Origin of the sequence: Geodermatophilus saharensis (assembly GCF_900188205.1) — a bacterium.
In the GTDB taxonomy this organism is placed as follows: Bacteria; Actinomycetota; Actinomycetes; order Mycobacteriales; family Geodermatophilaceae; genus Geodermatophilus; species Geodermatophilus saharensis.
The window spans coordinates 230,295-246,094 of sequence record NZ_FZOH01000003.1; the positions used below are offsets into that span (position 1 = coordinate 230,295).

The 15,800-nt window shown below is 77.0% G+C and carries 10 protein-coding genes; 5 read left to right on the plus strand and 5 right to left on the minus strand.

What is annotated here, in order from left to right:
- Positions 1-26: 26 nt before the first annotated feature.
- Positions 27-1,541, minus strand: coding sequence for a flavin-containing monooxygenase (locus tag CHC04_RS09120; RefSeq protein ID WP_089403608.1), 1,515 nt, complete (start codon positions 1,539-1,541; stop codon positions 27-29).
- A 39-nt stretch (positions 1,542-1,580) separates the two neighbouring features.
- Positions 1,581-2,876, minus strand: a complete 1,296-nt coding sequence (locus tag CHC04_RS09125) for a cytochrome P450 (protein ID WP_089403609.1) — start codon at positions 2,874-2,876, stop codon at positions 1,581-1,583.
- A 223-nt stretch (positions 2,877-3,099) separates the two neighbouring features.
- On the opposite strand from CHC04_RS09125, the gene CHC04_RS09130 reads away from it, so the two are divergent.
- Both CHC04_RS09130 and CHC04_RS09135 read left to right on the plus strand, forming a co-directional pair.
- Positions 3,100-4,128, plus strand: coding sequence for an aldo/keto reductase (locus tag CHC04_RS09130; RefSeq protein WP_089403610.1), 1,029 nt, complete (start codon positions 3,100-3,102; stop codon positions 4,126-4,128).
- 7 nt (positions 4,129-4,135) lie between these two features.
- Complete coding sequence (locus CHC04_RS09135; protein ID WP_245817082.1) at positions 4,136-4,957, plus strand: alpha/beta hydrolase; 822 nt, start codon at positions 4,136-4,138, stop codon at positions 4,955-4,957.
- A 14-nt stretch (positions 4,958-4,971) separates the two neighbouring features.
- Here CHC04_RS09135 and CHC04_RS09140 read toward each other — a convergent pair whose 3' ends face one another.
- Entirely contained in the window at positions 4,972-5,922 is a 951-nt protein-coding gene (locus CHC04_RS09140) for a hypothetical protein (protein ID WP_089403611.1), read from the minus strand.
- Between the two features lie 231 nt (positions 5,923-6,153).
- On the opposite strand from CHC04_RS09140, the gene CHC04_RS09145 reads away from it, so the two are divergent.
- Positions 6,154-6,402 (plus strand): hypothetical protein, encoded by a 249-nt coding sequence (locus tag CHC04_RS09145; RefSeq protein ID WP_141233748.1) that lies wholly within the window; start codon positions 6,154-6,156, stop codon positions 6,400-6,402.
- A 21-nt stretch (positions 6,403-6,423) separates the two neighbouring features.
- On the opposite strand, the gene CHC04_RS09150 is transcribed toward CHC04_RS09145, so the two are convergent.
- Both CHC04_RS09150 and CHC04_RS09155 read right to left on the minus strand, forming a co-directional pair.
- A complete protein-coding gene (locus CHC04_RS09150; RefSeq protein ID WP_089403613.1) occupies positions 6,424-6,669 on the minus strand; it encodes a hypothetical protein in 246 nt (81 codons plus the stop codon).
- 74 nt (positions 6,670-6,743) lie between these two features.
- A complete protein-coding gene (locus CHC04_RS09155) occupies positions 6,744-9,041 on the minus strand; it encodes an MFS transporter (RefSeq protein ID WP_176449913.1) in 2,298 nt (765 codons plus the stop codon).
- Between the two features lie 363 nt (positions 9,042-9,404).
- Here CHC04_RS09155 and CHC04_RS09160 point away from each other — a divergent pair, with 363 nt between their 5' ends.
- Positions 9,405-10,220: a 3-oxoacyl-ACP reductase family protein gene (locus CHC04_RS09160; RefSeq protein ID WP_089403615.1), complete on the plus strand. Its 816-nt coding sequence runs from the start codon at positions 9,405-9,407 to the stop codon at positions 10,218-10,220.
- 57 nt (positions 10,221-10,277) lie between these two features.
- Complete coding sequence (locus tag CHC04_RS09165; RefSeq protein WP_089403616.1) at positions 10,278-15,797, plus strand: ATP-binding protein; 5,520 nt, start codon at positions 10,278-10,280, stop codon at positions 15,795-15,797.
- The last annotated feature ends 3 nt before the right edge of the window (positions 15,798-15,800 follow it).

Consider the following 15,800-nt stretch of genomic DNA (forward strand, 5'->3'; position numbering starts at 1 on the left):
CTCCTGACGTCGTCGGGGGGAGGTGGTCAGCGGTACACGAGGGAGCCGTCGTCGAGGTCGGCCTTCGGCAGCAGCTCGGCCTCCTGCGCGTGCTCGAGCATGTGGGTCCACGGCTCGCGGTCGCCCTGCTTGAACAGCAGGTGCTGGGAGCGCAGGACGTAGCCGGCGTTGAAGTTCTCCGGGTCCGACCAGGGCTTGAGCTGCATCCCGGCGTCCTCCGGGCGCAGCTCCGGTACGACCGTCCGGGCGCCCTTCTCCTGCATGCGCGCGAAGAGCCGGTCGACGAGGTCGCAGACGAGGTCCACGCGCAGCGTCCAGCTGTGCCGGAAGTAGCCGAACACGTAGGCCATGTTCGGCACGCCGCTGATCATCAGGCCGCGCCAGGTGACCCGCTCCGGGAAGGCCACCGGCTCCCCGTCGACGGTGAAGGAGACGTCGCCGAACGCGGAGAGGTTGAAGCCGGTGGCGGTGACGACGACGTCGGCCTCGAGCTCGTCGCCGGAGCCGACCCGGATGCCCTTCTCGGTGAACGTGTCGATGGTGTCGGTGACGATCGACGCCTTCCCCTCCCGGATCGCCGCGAACAGGTCGCCCTCCGGGACGATCGCGATGCGCTGCTGCCACGGCCGGTAGCGCGGCGTGAAGTGCTTCTCGACGTCGAACCCCTCGGGCAGCAGGGGCCGCATGGACTCGATGAGGAAGGCGTGCAGGTCGTCGGGTGCCTCGTGCGACAGACGCGCCAGCTCGTTGAACTGGGCGGCGTAGGCGCGGCGGAGGATCTCGTGCGTCCAGTCCTCGGGGACGTCGAGTGCGCGCAGCGTCACGGCGAGCTCGTGGGTCAGCGGCGGCGCGAGGAAGTAGGAGGGGGAGCGCTGCAGCATCGTCACGTGCGCCGCGTCCTTGGCGATCGCCGGGATCAGCGTGGCGGCGGTCGACCCCGAGCCGATGACGACCACCCGCTTGCCGGTGAGGTCGAGGTCCTCGGGCCAGGACTGCGGGTGGACGACGACGCCCTGGTAGCGGTCCATGCCCTCCCACCGCGGCCGGTAGGGCTCGGCGTGGTTGTAGTAGCCCTGGCACATCCACAGCCAGTCGGTGGTCATCCGCAGCCGCTCGCCGGTGTCCTCGCGGGTGACCTCCACCGTCCACCGGGCGTCCTCGCTGGACCAGGAGGCGGCGGTGACCCGGTGCCGGTAGCGGATGCGCGGGGCGAGGTCGTCCTCGGCGATGACCTCGTCGAGGTAGGCCAGGATCTCCTCGCCCGCGGCGATCGACGGGCCGCGCCACGGCTTGTGCCGGTAGCCGTAGGTGAACAGGTCGCTGTCGGAGCGCACGCCCGGGTAGCGGTGGGTCCACCAGGTCCCGCCCCGGGCCTCCTGCGCGTCGAGGAGCACGAACGTCCGGTCGGGGAACCGCTCCCGCAGGTGGTGCGCGGCCCCGATGCCCGACACCCCGGCCCCCACGATGAGGACGTCGACGTGCTCGACGTCCTCCGTCGTGGGGGCCGGGGCCTCGAGGGTCGCCGTTCCGGTCGTGGTCATGGCCTGACCTCCCTGGGGACTGTGACGCAGGTCATGAACCTAACCGGGCGAGTTGCGATACGGCGAGGAGACGGGGGTGTCGGCACGGCGGGTCGTCACCGGGCGCGCCCGCCGGCCGGTGAGCACCGGCAGCGCGTCGACGCCGTGGACGAACGACAGACGGCGGAACGACAGCCCCTCGGGCGGGACGGCGAGGGCCAGGTCGGGGAAGCGCCGCAGCAGCGCCGGCAGCACGACGGCCAGCTCCAGCCGGGCCAGCTCGGCGCCGACGCACCGGTGGATGCCGTGCCCGAAGGCCAGGTGCCCGCCGACGTCCACGGCCCGCCGGGCGAAGCGGGGGAAGGCCACCTGCACCACCGACAGGTGGCGCAGCAGCTCCTCCACCACCCGCTCGACGTCGCGCGGGGAGCCCTCGCGCACCAGCGCCGCGGTCGCGGGGTCGCGCAGCAGCACCAGCGTGCCCAGCGAGATCATCGCGGCCGTCGTCTCGAACCCGCCGGTGACGACGCCGTCGGCGAGGCCGACGAGGTCGGCGTCGGACACGGTGTCCCCGTGGGCGCGCACGATCCGCCCGATGAGGCCGTCGCCGGGCTCGCGGCGCTGGGCGGCCACCGCCTCGGCCAGCGACCGGCGCTGCGCGGAGACCGCGCCGAGGGCCCCGGCGGTGCCCCGCGTGGCGTCGAAGCGGCGGGCGCCCAGCCGCCGGACGAGCCCTGCGTCGGCCCCGTCGAGCCCGAGCAGGTCGCAGATCGTCTGCAGGGGCACCGGCGCGGAGACGTGCCGCGCGAGGTCGGCCGGCGACCCGGCCGCGGCCAGGGCGTCGAGCTGCCGGTGCACCGTCCGCTCGACGGCCGGCGCCAGCCGCTGCACGCGGGCGCGGGTGAACTCGGGTGCCACCAGCGCCCGCAGCCGGGTGTGGTCCGGGGGGTCGGTCATGCCCAGGCCGCCGACGTCGTCGGCGGTGACCGGGCCGTCGCCGCCGAACAGGTGGCGCACGTCGGTGCTGAACCCGGCGTGGTCGGCGAGCACCGCGCGGGCCTCCGCGGCGCCGGTGACGAGGTGCACCGCCAGGTCGAAGGGCAGCTCGAGGCGGTGCACCGGCCCGCGCGCCGCCAGCTCGGTGAACTCCGGCACCGGGTCGAGGCCGTTGCGCCGCAGCGGCAGGGTGGCCGACCGCGGGAGGGCGCGCAGGACGGCGGGGTCCGGTCCGCGGCGCCGCACCCGGCGGGCCAGCCGGGAGCCCACCCGGGAGCCCAGCCACGCGCGCAGCCGGGACGGCGGCGGGGTCCGGCGCGCGGGTGGTGCGGGGGTGCGGACCTGCTCGAGAGTGCTCATGACGCCTCGTCTCGGCCACGGACGGCGGGGCTCCGGCGGGAGGTGACCGCGTCCCGGCCGGGCAGGTCGAGCCTCCCGACCGGGCACTGCGGCGACCATCGGGTGGCCCCCCCGACTGCGTGCGGCGGGCTGGGGGTGGACCCGTAGGGGCGCCGCCGGACCGCGGGCCCGGCCGTCCCCGCGTCGACGAGCGGGAGCGCGCCCGGTGTGGCCTGCTGTGCGCATGGAACTGCGCACCCTCGGCCGCAGCGGCTGTGCCGTCTCGGCCCTGTGCCTGGGCACGATGACCTTCGGCGCCGAGACCGACGAGCCCGGCGCGCACGAGCAGCTCGACGTCTTCGTCGAGGCGGGCGGCACGCTGGTCGACACCGCCGACGTCTACTCCGCCGGCCTGTCGGAGGAGATCGTCGGTCGCTGGCTGGCGGCCCGCCCGGCCGACGTGCGCGACCGCGTCGTCCTGGCGACCAAGGGCCGCTTCCCGATGGGCACCGAGCCCAACGCGCTGGGCAGCTCCCGCCGGCACCTGCGGCGGGCGCTGGACGACTCGCTGCGCCGGCTCGGCGTCGAGCACGTCGACCTCTACCAGCTGCACGCGTGGGACCCGCTGACCCCGCTGGAGGAGTCGCTGCGCTTCCTCGACGACGCGGTGTCCGCCGGCAAGGTCGGCTACCCCGGCCTGTCGAACTTCACCGGCTGGCAGCTGCAGCGCGCCGTCGACGTCGCCGAGCGCGACCGCCTGGCCGTCCCGGTCACGCTGCAGCCCAACTACAGCCTGCTGGTGCGCGGCGTCGAGGCCGAGATCGTGCCGGCGTGCCTGTTCAACGGGCTGGGCCTGCTGCCGTGGGGTCCGCTCGCCGGTGGCTGGCTGTCGGGCAAGTACACCCGCGACCAGCGGCCGCAGGGCACCACCCGCCTCGGCGAGGACCCCGACCGCGGCATGGAGGCCTACGACCGCGTCGGCGGGCGGGAGCGCACGTGGGACGTCCTGGAGGCGGTGCAGGACGTCGCCGAGGCGCGCGGGGTGTCGATGCCCCAGGTGGCGCTGGCCTGGCTGCGCGCCCGGCCGGCCGTCACCTCGGTGATCCTCGGGGCGCGCACCACCGGGCAGCTGCGCGACAACCTGGGCTCGGCGGACCTGGTGCTGTCGGCCGAGGAGACCGCGCGCCTGGACGCGGTCAGCGACCCGGCCGCGCCGGACTACCCCTACGGCGAGCTGGGGGTCGAGCAGCGCAGCCGCACCCTGTCCGGCTGACCGGCCCGTGCGCGGCGTGATCCGGGCGCTGCTGGTGGTCCTCGTCGTGTGCGCGGTGCTGGTCGGCCTGCTGTGGGTGTTCCAGCGGCGCCTGGTCTACCTCCCGGACGACGGTCCGCTGCCGGCCGCCGCCGACGCCGTCCCCGGCGCCCGCGACGTCCGGCTGAGGACCGCCGACGGCCTCTCGCTCGGCGCGTGGTTCGTCCCGGGCCCGGACCGCGGGGCGCCGGCCGTCCTGGTGGCCGGCGGCAACGGCGGACACCGGGCGCTGCGGGCGCCGCTGGCGCGGGCGCTGGCCGACGCCGGGCTCGGGGTGCTGCTGTTCGACTACCGCGGCTACGGCGGCAACCCGGGCAGCCCGAGCGAGGAGGGGCTGGCCCTCGACGTGCGGGCCGCGCGCGACTGGCTGGTCGGGGACGCGGGCGTCGCGCAGGAGCGGCTCGTCTACTACGGCGAGAGCCTGGGCTGTGGGGTCGTCACCGCGCTGGCGACCGAGCACCCGCCCGCGGGGCTGCTGCTGCGCTCGCCGTTCGTCGACCTCGCCGCCGTGGGCGGGCACCACTACCCGTTCCTGCCGGTCCGGCTGCTGCTGCGCGACCGGTACCCGGTCGCCGAGCAGGTCGCCCGCGTGCGGGTGCCGACGACGGTCGTGCTCGGCGACGCCGACGCGATCGTGCCGCCGGAGCAGAGCCGGCGGGTGGCCGCGGCCGCCGCCCGGCTGCACCGGCTGGTGGAGGTGCCCGGCGCGGACCACAACGACGCCGTGCTGCTCGACGGGGAGGCGCTGGTGGCCGCCGTCGTGGAGCTCGCCGGACCGGCACGGGGGTGAGGCGGGCGCAGTGCTCAGCGCGCCCGCAGGGACCCCGGCCGGAACCGGTGCAGCAGCCGGCGCGCGTGCCCCCCGCGGCGGCGGGCCGGCGGGGCCGGGAGCGGCCCGGCCGGCGCGGCGGCCTCCGTCCGCAGCGCGTCCCGCCGCCGCTCGAGCTCCGCCACCTCGGCGAGCAGGGCGGTGCGACGTGCCGCGGCGGCCCGGTCGAGGCCCTGCCGGGCCGCGGCCGCCTCGGCGTCGGCACGCTGCCGCTGCTCCCGCCCGGTGTCCAGCATCCGGACGATCTCCTGGCGCGCCTGCAGCCGGGCGGCGGCCGCGTCGTCGGCGGCCCGCCGGGCGACCGCCGCGGCGTGCTCCGCGGCGGCGTCCTCGACCGCCCGCGCCTCGGCCAGCCGCGCCGCGATCGCCGCGTCGGTGTCCCGGCGCGCCCGCTCGGCCGCCTCGAGGACCCGGCCCGCCTCGGCGGCGGTCCGCTCGGCGCGGGCGGCCGCCACGGCCAGCACCCGCTCGGCCTCGGCCGCGGCGTCGGCGCGCACCCCGCGGGCGCAGGCCAGCACCTGCTCGGCCTCGGCCGCGGCGGCGCACCGGTCGGCCCGGGCCTCGGCGCGGATGCCGTCGGCCTGGTCGGCGGCCGCGGCCAGCAGCGCCGCGATCCGCCCGGACACCCGGACGAGCTCCGCGCCGCCGGAGGAGTGGGCCAGCAGCTCCCGGGCCTCCGCGAGCGCGGTCGCGGTCTCCAGGTGCCGCGCCAGCAGGTGCTCGCGCTCGCGCTCCGCGGTGGCCAGCTCGTCCTCCGCCCACCGGACGTAGGTGTCGACCTGGAAGCGGTCGTAGCCGGCCAGCGCGCGGTCGAACATCGGGCCGGCCGCGAGGACGGTGGGCAGGTCACCGGCGACGTTGGGGCGCCGCGGGTCTGGGAGGTCGGTGGTGGCGGTCTGCGAGTCGGTGCGGAGCTCGATGCCCATGCCAGCTGCCTCTCCGCGGTCGGGTCCGGGCTGGGCACGCTACGGCCGCCCGGGCCGGCCGGCGGATGGGATCCGGCGGTGGTCACCCGGGGGCGTCGGAAGCCCGCCCGAAGGGGCGACGGCGGCGCCGGGATGCCGCCGCTGCGTCACCTCCCGCCGGACGTCGTCCCGGCGGGTGACACCGCCGGGGTCGCGGGGCGCGGAGCCCGTGCGGGCGAGCACGCTGACCCCATGGAGAACGTTCCCAGCACGCCGGCCCCGGGCGACCTGACCGTCCCGCTGCTGTCCGGGTGGGAGGGGGTCGGGGCCGGGCTGCTCCTGCTCGCCGCCCTCGCCGTCATGGTCCTGCTGCTGGCGGCCGCCCGGCCCGGTGCCGGCAACCGGTCGGAGTGGCAGGCGTGGCTGGACGCCCGTTCGGGTCGGGCCGGCGCCGCACCGGCCGACCCCGCCGACGGGCCGGGGGCGATCGCGGAAGGGTGACCCGGCACGCCCGGCCGGGGCTCAGCGCGGCGGACCGGGCAGCACCGAGCCCTCCAGCGCCGACCCCACCCAGTGCAGCGGCCGGGCGCCGCCGTCGGAGGGCCCCCACGCGTCCCGGGCCAGGACCGTGTCCCACAGGTGCACGTGCGCGCGCCAGTGCCGGACCACCGCCCGGCGCAGCCTGCCCGCTCCCGGGGGCTCGTCCCGCCGCGGCAGGACGGCGGCCGTGAGGACGACCCCGGTGAGGACGGCGACCAGCTGGACCATGACGCCAGGATCGACCCCGGCACCGGCCGGCGACAGGGGTGGAACGGCCCGGTAGCACAGCAGGGCTGCCGGGTTCAGGGACCGGGCGGCGGGGCCGTCTCGGTGGGCGCGGTGGTCTCCGCCGGCGGGGGGTCGGCCGGCGGCGTCGTCTCGGTGGGCGGGGTGGTCTCCGCCGGCGGGGTGGTCGTCGCGGCGGGCGGGGTGGTGGTCTCCACCGGCGGGGTCGTCTCGGTCGGAGGGGTGGTCTCCGTCGGCGGCGTGGTGGTCGGTGGCGGGGTGGTCGGTGGCGGTGTGGTCTCCGTCGGCGGCGTGGTCTCGGTGGGGGGTGTGGTCTCCGCCGGCGGGGTGGTCGTCTCGGCGGGCGGGGGCGGAGTCGGCACGGGGGTCGTCGTCGGTGCCGGCGGCTCCGTCGTGGGTGGCTCCGTCGTGGGAGGTGGCGTCGTCGTTGGTGGCGTCGTGGGAGGCGGTGCGGTCGTCGTGACCGGGTCCGGCGCCGCGGTCGTCACCGGCGCGGGCGTCGGCGTCTCCTCGACCGGTGGTGGCGGGGCCTGCGTGGCCGGCGCCGGCGCGGCGGCCACCGGCGGTGCGGCCTGGATCACCGAGGCGCCGCGCGCCGGCCCGGGCGGGACGACCGCGCCCCGGTCGGCGCTCGGCACCGCGGACGGCGGCGGCGCCGGGTCGGGGGAGGACAGCGCCTCGGTGGCGTAGGCAACGCCGCCGACGACGGCGAGCACCACGGCGGCGGCGACCGCGGCCTCCACGGCGCGGGGCAGACGCCGGCTGCGGACCACGGCCGACGGGGCCGCGACGCTGACCACCGGGTGCCGGGCCGGCGCCACGAGCGGGACCGGCTCCGGGCGGCGGTGCCGGCCGGTCAGCGACCGCGGCGCGAGCAGCCCGCACAGCAGCGCGCCGGCGAGCAGCACCGCGGCGCCCAGCAGCAGCGCGGAGGCGTAGCCGGCGCCGAACGCGTCGCGGGCGCCGTCGGCCACCGCGGCGGCGCCGGGTCCCTCCCGCCCGGCCACCGCCAGCGCCTGGGCGACCCCGGACTCCGCCCGGGCGGCGGCGCCGTCGGGGAGCCCGGCGACCACCGGCTGCAGGTCGGCCCGGTACCCGGCCAGCAGCACGCTGGCCGCCACCGCGCCGCCGAGCGCCCCGCCGACCTCCCGGGTCACGTCGTTGACCGCGGCCGCGAGCGTGCGCCGGTCGGCGGGCAGGCCGTCGATGATCAGCGCGGTGCCGGGGGTCAGGGCCAGCCCGAACCCGATGCCGAAGACGAACAGCGCTCCGGCGAAGTGCCACAGCGGGGACGCGCCGTCGGCCTGGGCGGCCAGCAGCGCGAGACCGACGGCCATCTGCCCGAGCCCCCAGGCCGCCACCGTACGGGCGCCGAGCCGCCGCAGCAGGACCGGTGCCAGCTGCGCGGTGGGGCCGATCCCCAGCGCCATCGGCGCCAGCCACAGCGCGGCCTGCAGCGGGGTGAGCCCGTGCACGTACTGCAGCCACTGGGGCGCGAGGAAGAACAGCCCGAAGGCGGCGAAGAACTGCAGGAAGACGGCGGTGCTGCCGGCCGACAGCCCGCGGTCGCGGAACAGCCGCACGTCGAGCATCGGGGTGGCCGTGCGCAGCTCGTGGACGGCGAACGTCACCAGGCACACCGCGCCCGCCGCGAGCACGGCCAGCGTGACCGCGTCGGTCCAGCCGCGCTCGGGGCCCTCGATGATCCCCCACACCAGCGCGCCGAGACCGAGCAGCGCGAGCAGGCCGCCGAGCGGGTCCAGCGGGAGGTCCGGGTTGCGCGACGGCGGGACCACCACCAGGCACAGCACGGCGACCAGGGCCGACAGCAGGCCGAACGCCAGCTGCACGCTGCCCCACCAGGCGAACTCCAGCAGGACGCCGGCGAGCAGCAGGCCCAGCAGCGCGCCGGCCCCGGAGACCGCCGCCCACACCCCGATGGCCGAGGCCCGGCGCTGCGGCGGGTAGGCGTCGACCAGCACCGACAGGGTGGCCGGCATGACCGCGGCCGCGCCGGCGCCGGCCAGCCCGCGCAGCGCGATCAGCGCCGCCGGGTCGCTGACCAGACCCGAGGCCGCGCTGCAGCCGGCGAACACGGTCAGCCCGAGCAGCAGCGCGCCGCGCCGGCCGTAGCGGTCGGCGGCGATGCCCAGCGGCAGCAGCAGGGCGGCGAAGGTCAGCGCGTAGACGTTGACCGCCCAGGTCAGCTCCGTCTGGGTGGCGCCGGTGTCCCGGGCGAGCTCGGGCAGCGCCAGCGCCAGCGACGAGCCGGCGCCGATGACCAGGGCGAGGGCGGCACACATGACGGCGAGCAGGGCGCCGAGGCCCCCGCGGGTCGTTCGGGCGTCGGCCACGCGGTCTCCTGTGGTCGCCTGGTCAGCCGGTGCTGGGCGGCGCTCAGGGTGCTGGCCTGCGGATACGCACCACAAGCCCCGCACCGTCATCGGCGGCCGAGCGACGGCTCACCCGTCCGGGTGACCCCGCATGGCGTGACGCTGCGTGATCCACGGGGTCACCCGACGGGTCCGCCAGGCCCGCTCCCGCCGACCGGCCCGTGCGCCGGCCGCGCCCCGCGCTCCTGCGTGCGCTTGCCCTGCCGCCCGCCGCGCAGGATGCTGCCCGCACCCGATGCCGGAGCAGGTGGCGTCGTCAGCCACGTCGTCCCCCTGTCTCCGGTGCAGGAAGCGGCGCACGCGCCCGAGCCCCAGGAGGAGCCGGTGACAGCGACCCAGACCCGTACCAGCAGGGCCGGTGACAAGCTCTCCGGCCGGGTGGCCTTCGTCACCGGCGGCACCCGCGGCATCGGCGCGGCCATCTGCCGCAGCCTGGCCGCGCAGGGCGCCGACGTGGCGGCCGGCTACAGCGGCAACACCGAGCGGGCGGAGATGTTCGCGCAGGACTTCTCCGGCGCCTACCCCGACAGCCGGATGAGCGTCCACCGCGGGGACATCGCCAGCCCCGACGACTGCCGGCGCACCGTCGCCGAGGTCATCGAGCGGCACGGCCGGCTCGACATCCTGGTCAACAACGCCGGCATCACCGCCGACCGCACGGTGCTGAAGATGACCGACGACGACTGGCGCCGGGTCATCGACGTCAACCTCTCCGGCGCCTTCTACCTGTCGCAGGCGGCGCTCAAGCACATGCTCGAGCGCGGCAGCGGCCGGATCGTGATGATCTCCTCGGTCATCGGGGAGACCGGCGGCATCGGCCAGTCCAACTACGCCTCGGCCAAGGCCGGCCTGCTGGGGCTGACCAAGACGCTGGCCCGCGAGGCCGCGATGCAGGTGCAGCGCTCGGGCAAGACCGACGGGCTGGGCATCACCGTCAACGCCGTCACGCCCGGCTACACCGCCACGGAGATGCTCGAGAGCGTGCCGGAGAAGGTGCTCGACGGGCTCAAGGGCAAGATCCCGCTCGGCCGGCTCGGGGAGCCGGAGGAGGTCGCCCGCGTCGTGCACTTCCTGGCCGCCGACGCCTCCGGCTACATCACCGGGCAGGTGTGGGGGGTCAACGGCGGGCTGGACATGTAGCCGCGGTACCGGCCCCCGGGGCTCCGTTCGACCCATCGACCAGGGAGAGGTACCCGCGTGTTCGAACGGATCGCCGTGGTCAACCGTGGTGAACCCGCGCTGCGGCTGATCCGCGCGGTGCGCGAGCTCGACGCCGAGCACGGCACGCGGACCCGGGTGGTCGCGCTGCACACCGAGGCCGAGCGCCGCGCGACGTTCGTGCGGGCCGCCGACGAGGCGGTCGTGCTGGCCGACACCGGCGGCGTCAACCCCTACCTCGACCACGCCGAGCTCGGCCGGGCGCTGCGGGTCAGCGGCGCCGACGCGGCCTGGGTCGGCTGGGGCTTCGTCGCCGAGGACCCCGCCTTCGCCGAGCTGTGCGCCGACCTCGGTGTCACGTTCGTCGGGCCGCCGCCGGAGGCGATGCGGCTGCTGGGCGCCAAGATCGAGGCCAAGGTGCTCGCCGAGCGGGTCGGCGTGCCCGTCGCGCCGTGGAGCGCCGGCCCGGTGGAGGGGGCCGACGACGCCCGGCGGCACGCCGAGGCCATCGGCTACCCGCTGATCGTCAAGTCGCGCAGCGGCGGCGGGGGGCGGGGCATCCGCGTCGTCCGCACACCCGGTGAGCTCACCGAGGCCCTCGAGCGCACCCGGTCGGAGGCGGCGAAGAGCTTCGGTGACCCCGTCGTCTTCATGGAGCGGCTGGTCGAGGGCGGCCGGCACGTCGAGGTCCAGGTGATCGCCGACACCCACGGCACGGTCTGGGCGCCCGGCGTGCGCGACTGCTCGGTGCAGCGGCGCAACCAGAAGGTCATCGAGGAGTCGGCCTCCCCGGCGCTGTCGCCCGAGCAGGACGCCGCCCTGCGGGAGTCCGCGATCGCGCTGGTGCGGGCGGCCGGCTACGTCGGCGCGGGCACCGTCGAGTTCCTGTACCAGCCGCAGGAGCGGCTCACGACCTTCCTGGAGGTCAACACCCGGCTGCAGGTCGAGCACCCGGTCACCGAGGCGACCACCGGCCTGGACCTGGTCAAGCTGCAGCTGCACGTCGCCGCCGGCGGCCGGCTCGAGGGCGACCCGCCGCCGGCCACCGGGCACGCCGTCGAGGCCCGGCTCACCGCCGAGGACGCCGAGCAGGGCTTCGCGCCGGCGCCCGGCCGGGTGGAGCTGCTGCGGCTGCCGACCGGGCCGGGCGTCCGCGTCGACACCGGGCTCGGCGTCGGTGACGTCGTCCCGCCGCAGTACGACTCGATGATCGCCAAGGTCATCGCCTGGGGCCGCGACCGCCCCGAGGCCCTCGCCCGGCTGCGCTGCGCCCTGCGGGAGACCACCGTGGTCCTGCGCGGCGGGGCGACGACGAAGTCCTTCCTGCTCGACCTGCTCGACCGCCCCGAGGTGGTCGAGGGCACCGCCGACACCGGCTGGCTCGACCGCTCGGGCCTGGCCGAGATCGTCGGCGGCGAGCGCGGCGCCGGGGACGCGTGGGTGGCGCTGGTGCAGGTCGCCGTCGACATCGCCGCCGCCGAGGAGGCGCGCGAGCGGGAGGCGTTCCTGGCCTCGGCGCGCGGCGGCCGGCCGCGGGCGCCGCACGAGGTGGGGCGCACCGTCGAGCTCGGCGTCCGCGGGCAGGTGTACCGGCTGACCGTCGCCACCGTCGGGCACGACCGCTACCGGGTCGGGCTCGACGGGCGCGTCGTCGACGTCGAGGTCGACCGGCTCGGCCCGCTGGAGACCCGGCTGGCCGCCGCCGGGCGGCGCTACGCGGTGGTCGCCGTCGAGGCGCCCGGGTCGTCGCTGGTGGAGGTCGACGGCGTCACCCACCGGATCGGCCGCGACGTCGGCGGCGTGATCCGCGCGCCGGCCCCGGCGGTGGTCGTCGCCGTCCGCGTCGCCCCCGGCGACGAGGTGGAGGCCGGCGCCCCGGTCGCGGTGCTGGAGAGCATGAAGATGGAGACGGCGGTGCGCGCACCGTTCGCCGGCCGGGTCCGCGAGGTGCGGGCGGTGGTCAACAGCCAGGTCGACGCCGGCGCGCCGCTGCTGCTGCTCGACCGGGCCGGCGGCGAGGTCGAGGAGGCCACCGGCGAGCGGGTGGCGCTGCCCGGCGGCGACGACGAGCCCGACGGCGACCCCCGCGCCCGCGCGCTGGGGCTGCTCGCCGAGCTGCGGGCGCTGGTCACCGGCTTCGACGTCGGTGCCGGCCACGCCCGGCGGCTGGTCGCCGAGTACGCCGCCGCCCGCGACGAGCTGCCCGCCGACGACGCGCGGCTGCTGTCGGCCGAGCTCGACGTGCTGGTCACCTTCGCCGACCTCGCCGAGCTCTCCCGCAACCGGCCGGCCAGCGCGGAGGAGGAGGCCGACACCCAGGTCCACAGCCCGCGGGAGCACTTCCACGCCTTCCTGCACTCCCTCGACGCCGAGCGGGAGGGGCTGCCGGAGACCTTCCGCGCCCGGCTGCGGCGGGCGCTGGCCCACTACGGCTTCGACCGGGGCGTGCCCGACCTCGAGCCCGGCCCGGCGCTGGAGGAGGCGGTGCACCGGGTGTTCCTCGCCCAGCAGCGCACCGCCGAGCAGCTGCCCGCCGTCTCGGCGCTGCTGGACCGCTGGCTCACCGCCGACCGGCTGCCCGACGGGCCCTCCCGCGCGGAGGTGGGGGAGGTGCTCGACCGGCTGGTGGTGGCCACCCAGCTGCGCCACCCCTCGGTCGGGAACCTGGCCCGCGCCGTGCGCTTCCGGCACTTCGAGGAGCCGGTCGTCCGCGCCGCCCGGCAGGAGGTCCTCGACCGCGCCGCCCGGCTGCTGGAGGAGCTCGACGAGGCCGGCGCCCGCGGCGACACCGCCGAGAGCATCCGGCGGATGGAGGCGCTGGTCGCCAGCCCCGAGCCGCTGGTCCGGCTGCTGGCCCAGCGGCTGGGACGCACCACCAGCGTCCCCGACCCGGTGCTGGAGGTCCTCACCCGCCGCTACTACCGCAGCCGCAACCTCGAGGACGTGCGGTCGAGCCTGCTCGACGGCGACACCTGCGTCACCGCCGAGTACGCCCTCGGCGGGGAGCGGCTGCACCTGCTGGCGCTCATGACCCGCGCCGAGCGGCTGCCGCAGGCGCTGGCGGCGGTGGCCGGCGCGGTCGACCGCCTCGCCGACCCGGGGCGGACCGTCGTCGACCTCTACGTCGACTGGCCCGACCGCCCGGCCGACCCCGACGCGCTGTCGGACACCGCCCGCGGCCTGGTCGACGGCGTCCCCGGGCTGCGCGCCGCGCGCCGCGTCACCGTCACCGCGTCCACCCCCGACGGCGACGTCGAGACGCTCACCTTCCGCCCGGACGACGACGGCCGGCCGGCCGAGGCGCGGCTGCTGCGCGGCCTGCACCCGCTCACCGCCCAGCGGCTGGACCTGTGGCGGCTGGAGGCCTTCGACGTCGAGCGGGTGCCCTCGCCGGAGGACACCGTGCTGCTGCACGTCACGGCGAAGGACCACCCCAACGACGAGCGGTTCATCGCGCTGGCCGAGGTCCGCGACCTGACGCCGGTGCGCGACGATCGCGGCGACGTCGTCGGGTTCCCCACCATCGAGCGCCAGCTGCTGTCCTGCCTCGACGGGCTGCGGCGGTCGCAGTCGCTGCGGCGCTCCCGGCGGCCGCTGGAGCACAACCGGATCCACCTCTACACCTGGCCCTCGATCGAGGTGCCGCTGGCGGAGGTCGCCGAGTTCGCCCGCACCGCCGCGCCGCTGACCCTCGGCGCGGGCCTGGACCAGATCGTGCTCCTCGCCCGGCTGCAGGAGGAGGAGGGCCGGCCGCCGCGCGACGTGGCGCTGCGCTTCGCCAACCGCCCCGGCGTCGGGGTGCGCATGGCGGTCACCGACCGGCCCACCACCCCGCTGCGGCCGCTGGACGACTACACCGAGAAGGTGCTCAGCGCCCGGGCCCGCGGCGCCCCCTACCCGTACGAGCTGGCCCCGATCCTCGCCGGGCCGGGCGGGTCGTTCACCGAGCTCGACCTCGGCGAGGACGGCCGGCTGGCCCCGGTGGACCGGCCGCCGGGGCAGAACCGGGCCGGCGTCGTCGTCGGGCTGGTGAGCACCCCGACGAAGCGCTACCCGGAGGGCGTGACCCGGGTGGCTCTCTTCGGTGACCCGACGAAGGCGCTGGGCACCGTCGCCGAGCCCGAGTGCTCCCGCATCGTCGCCGCCCTCGACCTGGCCGAGGAGCGCGGCATCCCGGTCGAGTGGTTCGCGCTGTCGTCGGGTGCGCGCATCTCGATGGACAGCGGCACCGAGAACATGGACTGGGTGTCGCGGGCGCTGCGCCGGATCATCACGTTCACGCAGGCCGGCGGGGAGGTCAACGTCGTCGTCACGGGCATCAACGTCGGCGCCCAGCCGTACTGGAACGCCGAGGCGACGATGCTCATGCACACCCGGGGCATCCTGGTCATGACGCCGGACAGCGCGATGGTGCTGACCGGCAAGCACTCCCTGGACTACTCCGGCGGGGTCTCCGCGGAGGACAACTTCGGCATCGGCGGCTACGACCGGGTCATGGGGCCCAACGGCCAGGCGCAGTACTGGGCGCCCGACCTCACCGGAGCCCTCGACGTGCTGGCCCGCCACTACGACCACACCTACCGGGCGCCGGGGGAGCGGTGGCCGCGGCCGGCCGGCACCTCCGACCCGCGCGACCGCGACGTGCGCTCCTTCCCGCACACGCACCCGGCCAGCGACTTCACCACCGTCGGCGACGTGTTCTCCGCCGAGGCCAACCCCGAGCGCAAGAAGGCCTTCGACATCCGCACCGTGATGCGGGCGGTCAGCGACCAGGACCACCCGGTGCTGGAGCGGTGGGCCGGCATGGCCGACGCCGACACCGCCGTCGTCCTCGACGCCCACCTCGGCGGCCACCCGGTCTGCCTGGTCGGGGTGGAGTCCCGGCCGATCCCGCGGCGCGGCAGCCGCCCGGCCGACGGGCCCGACCAGTGGACGGCGGGCACGCTGTTCCCCCGCTCGTCGGCCAAGACCGCTCGCGCGATCAACGCCGCCAGCGGGAACCGGCCGCTGGTCGTGCTGGCGAACCTGTCGGGCTTCGACGGGTCACCGGAGTCGCTGCGCAACCTGCAGCTGGAGTACGGCGCGGAGATCGGCCGGGCGATCACCAACTTCGACGGGCCGATCGTGTTCTGCGTCGTCTCCCGCTACCACGGCGGCGCGTTCGTCGTGTTCTCCGGCGCCCTCAACGAGCAGATGCAGGTGCTCGCCGTCGAGGGCTCCTACGCCTCGGTGATCGGCGGCGCCCCGGCCGCGGCCGTCGTCTTCTCCCGCGAGGTCGACCGGCGCACCGCCGCCGACCCGCGGGTGCGGGAGATCGAGGCCGCCCTCGGCTCGGCCGACGCCGTCGAGCAGGCGCACCTGCGGGCGCAGCTGGCCGGCGTCCGCAGCGCCGTGCGGTCGGAGAAGCTCGGCGAGGTCGCCGCCGAGTTCGAGGCCGTCCACGACATCGAGCGCGCCCGCCGGGTGGGCTCGGTGCACGACATCGTGCCCGCCGCCGAGCTGCGGCCCCGCCTCATCACCGCCGTCGAGCGGGGGATGGAGCGGGCTGTCCGCAGCTGACCG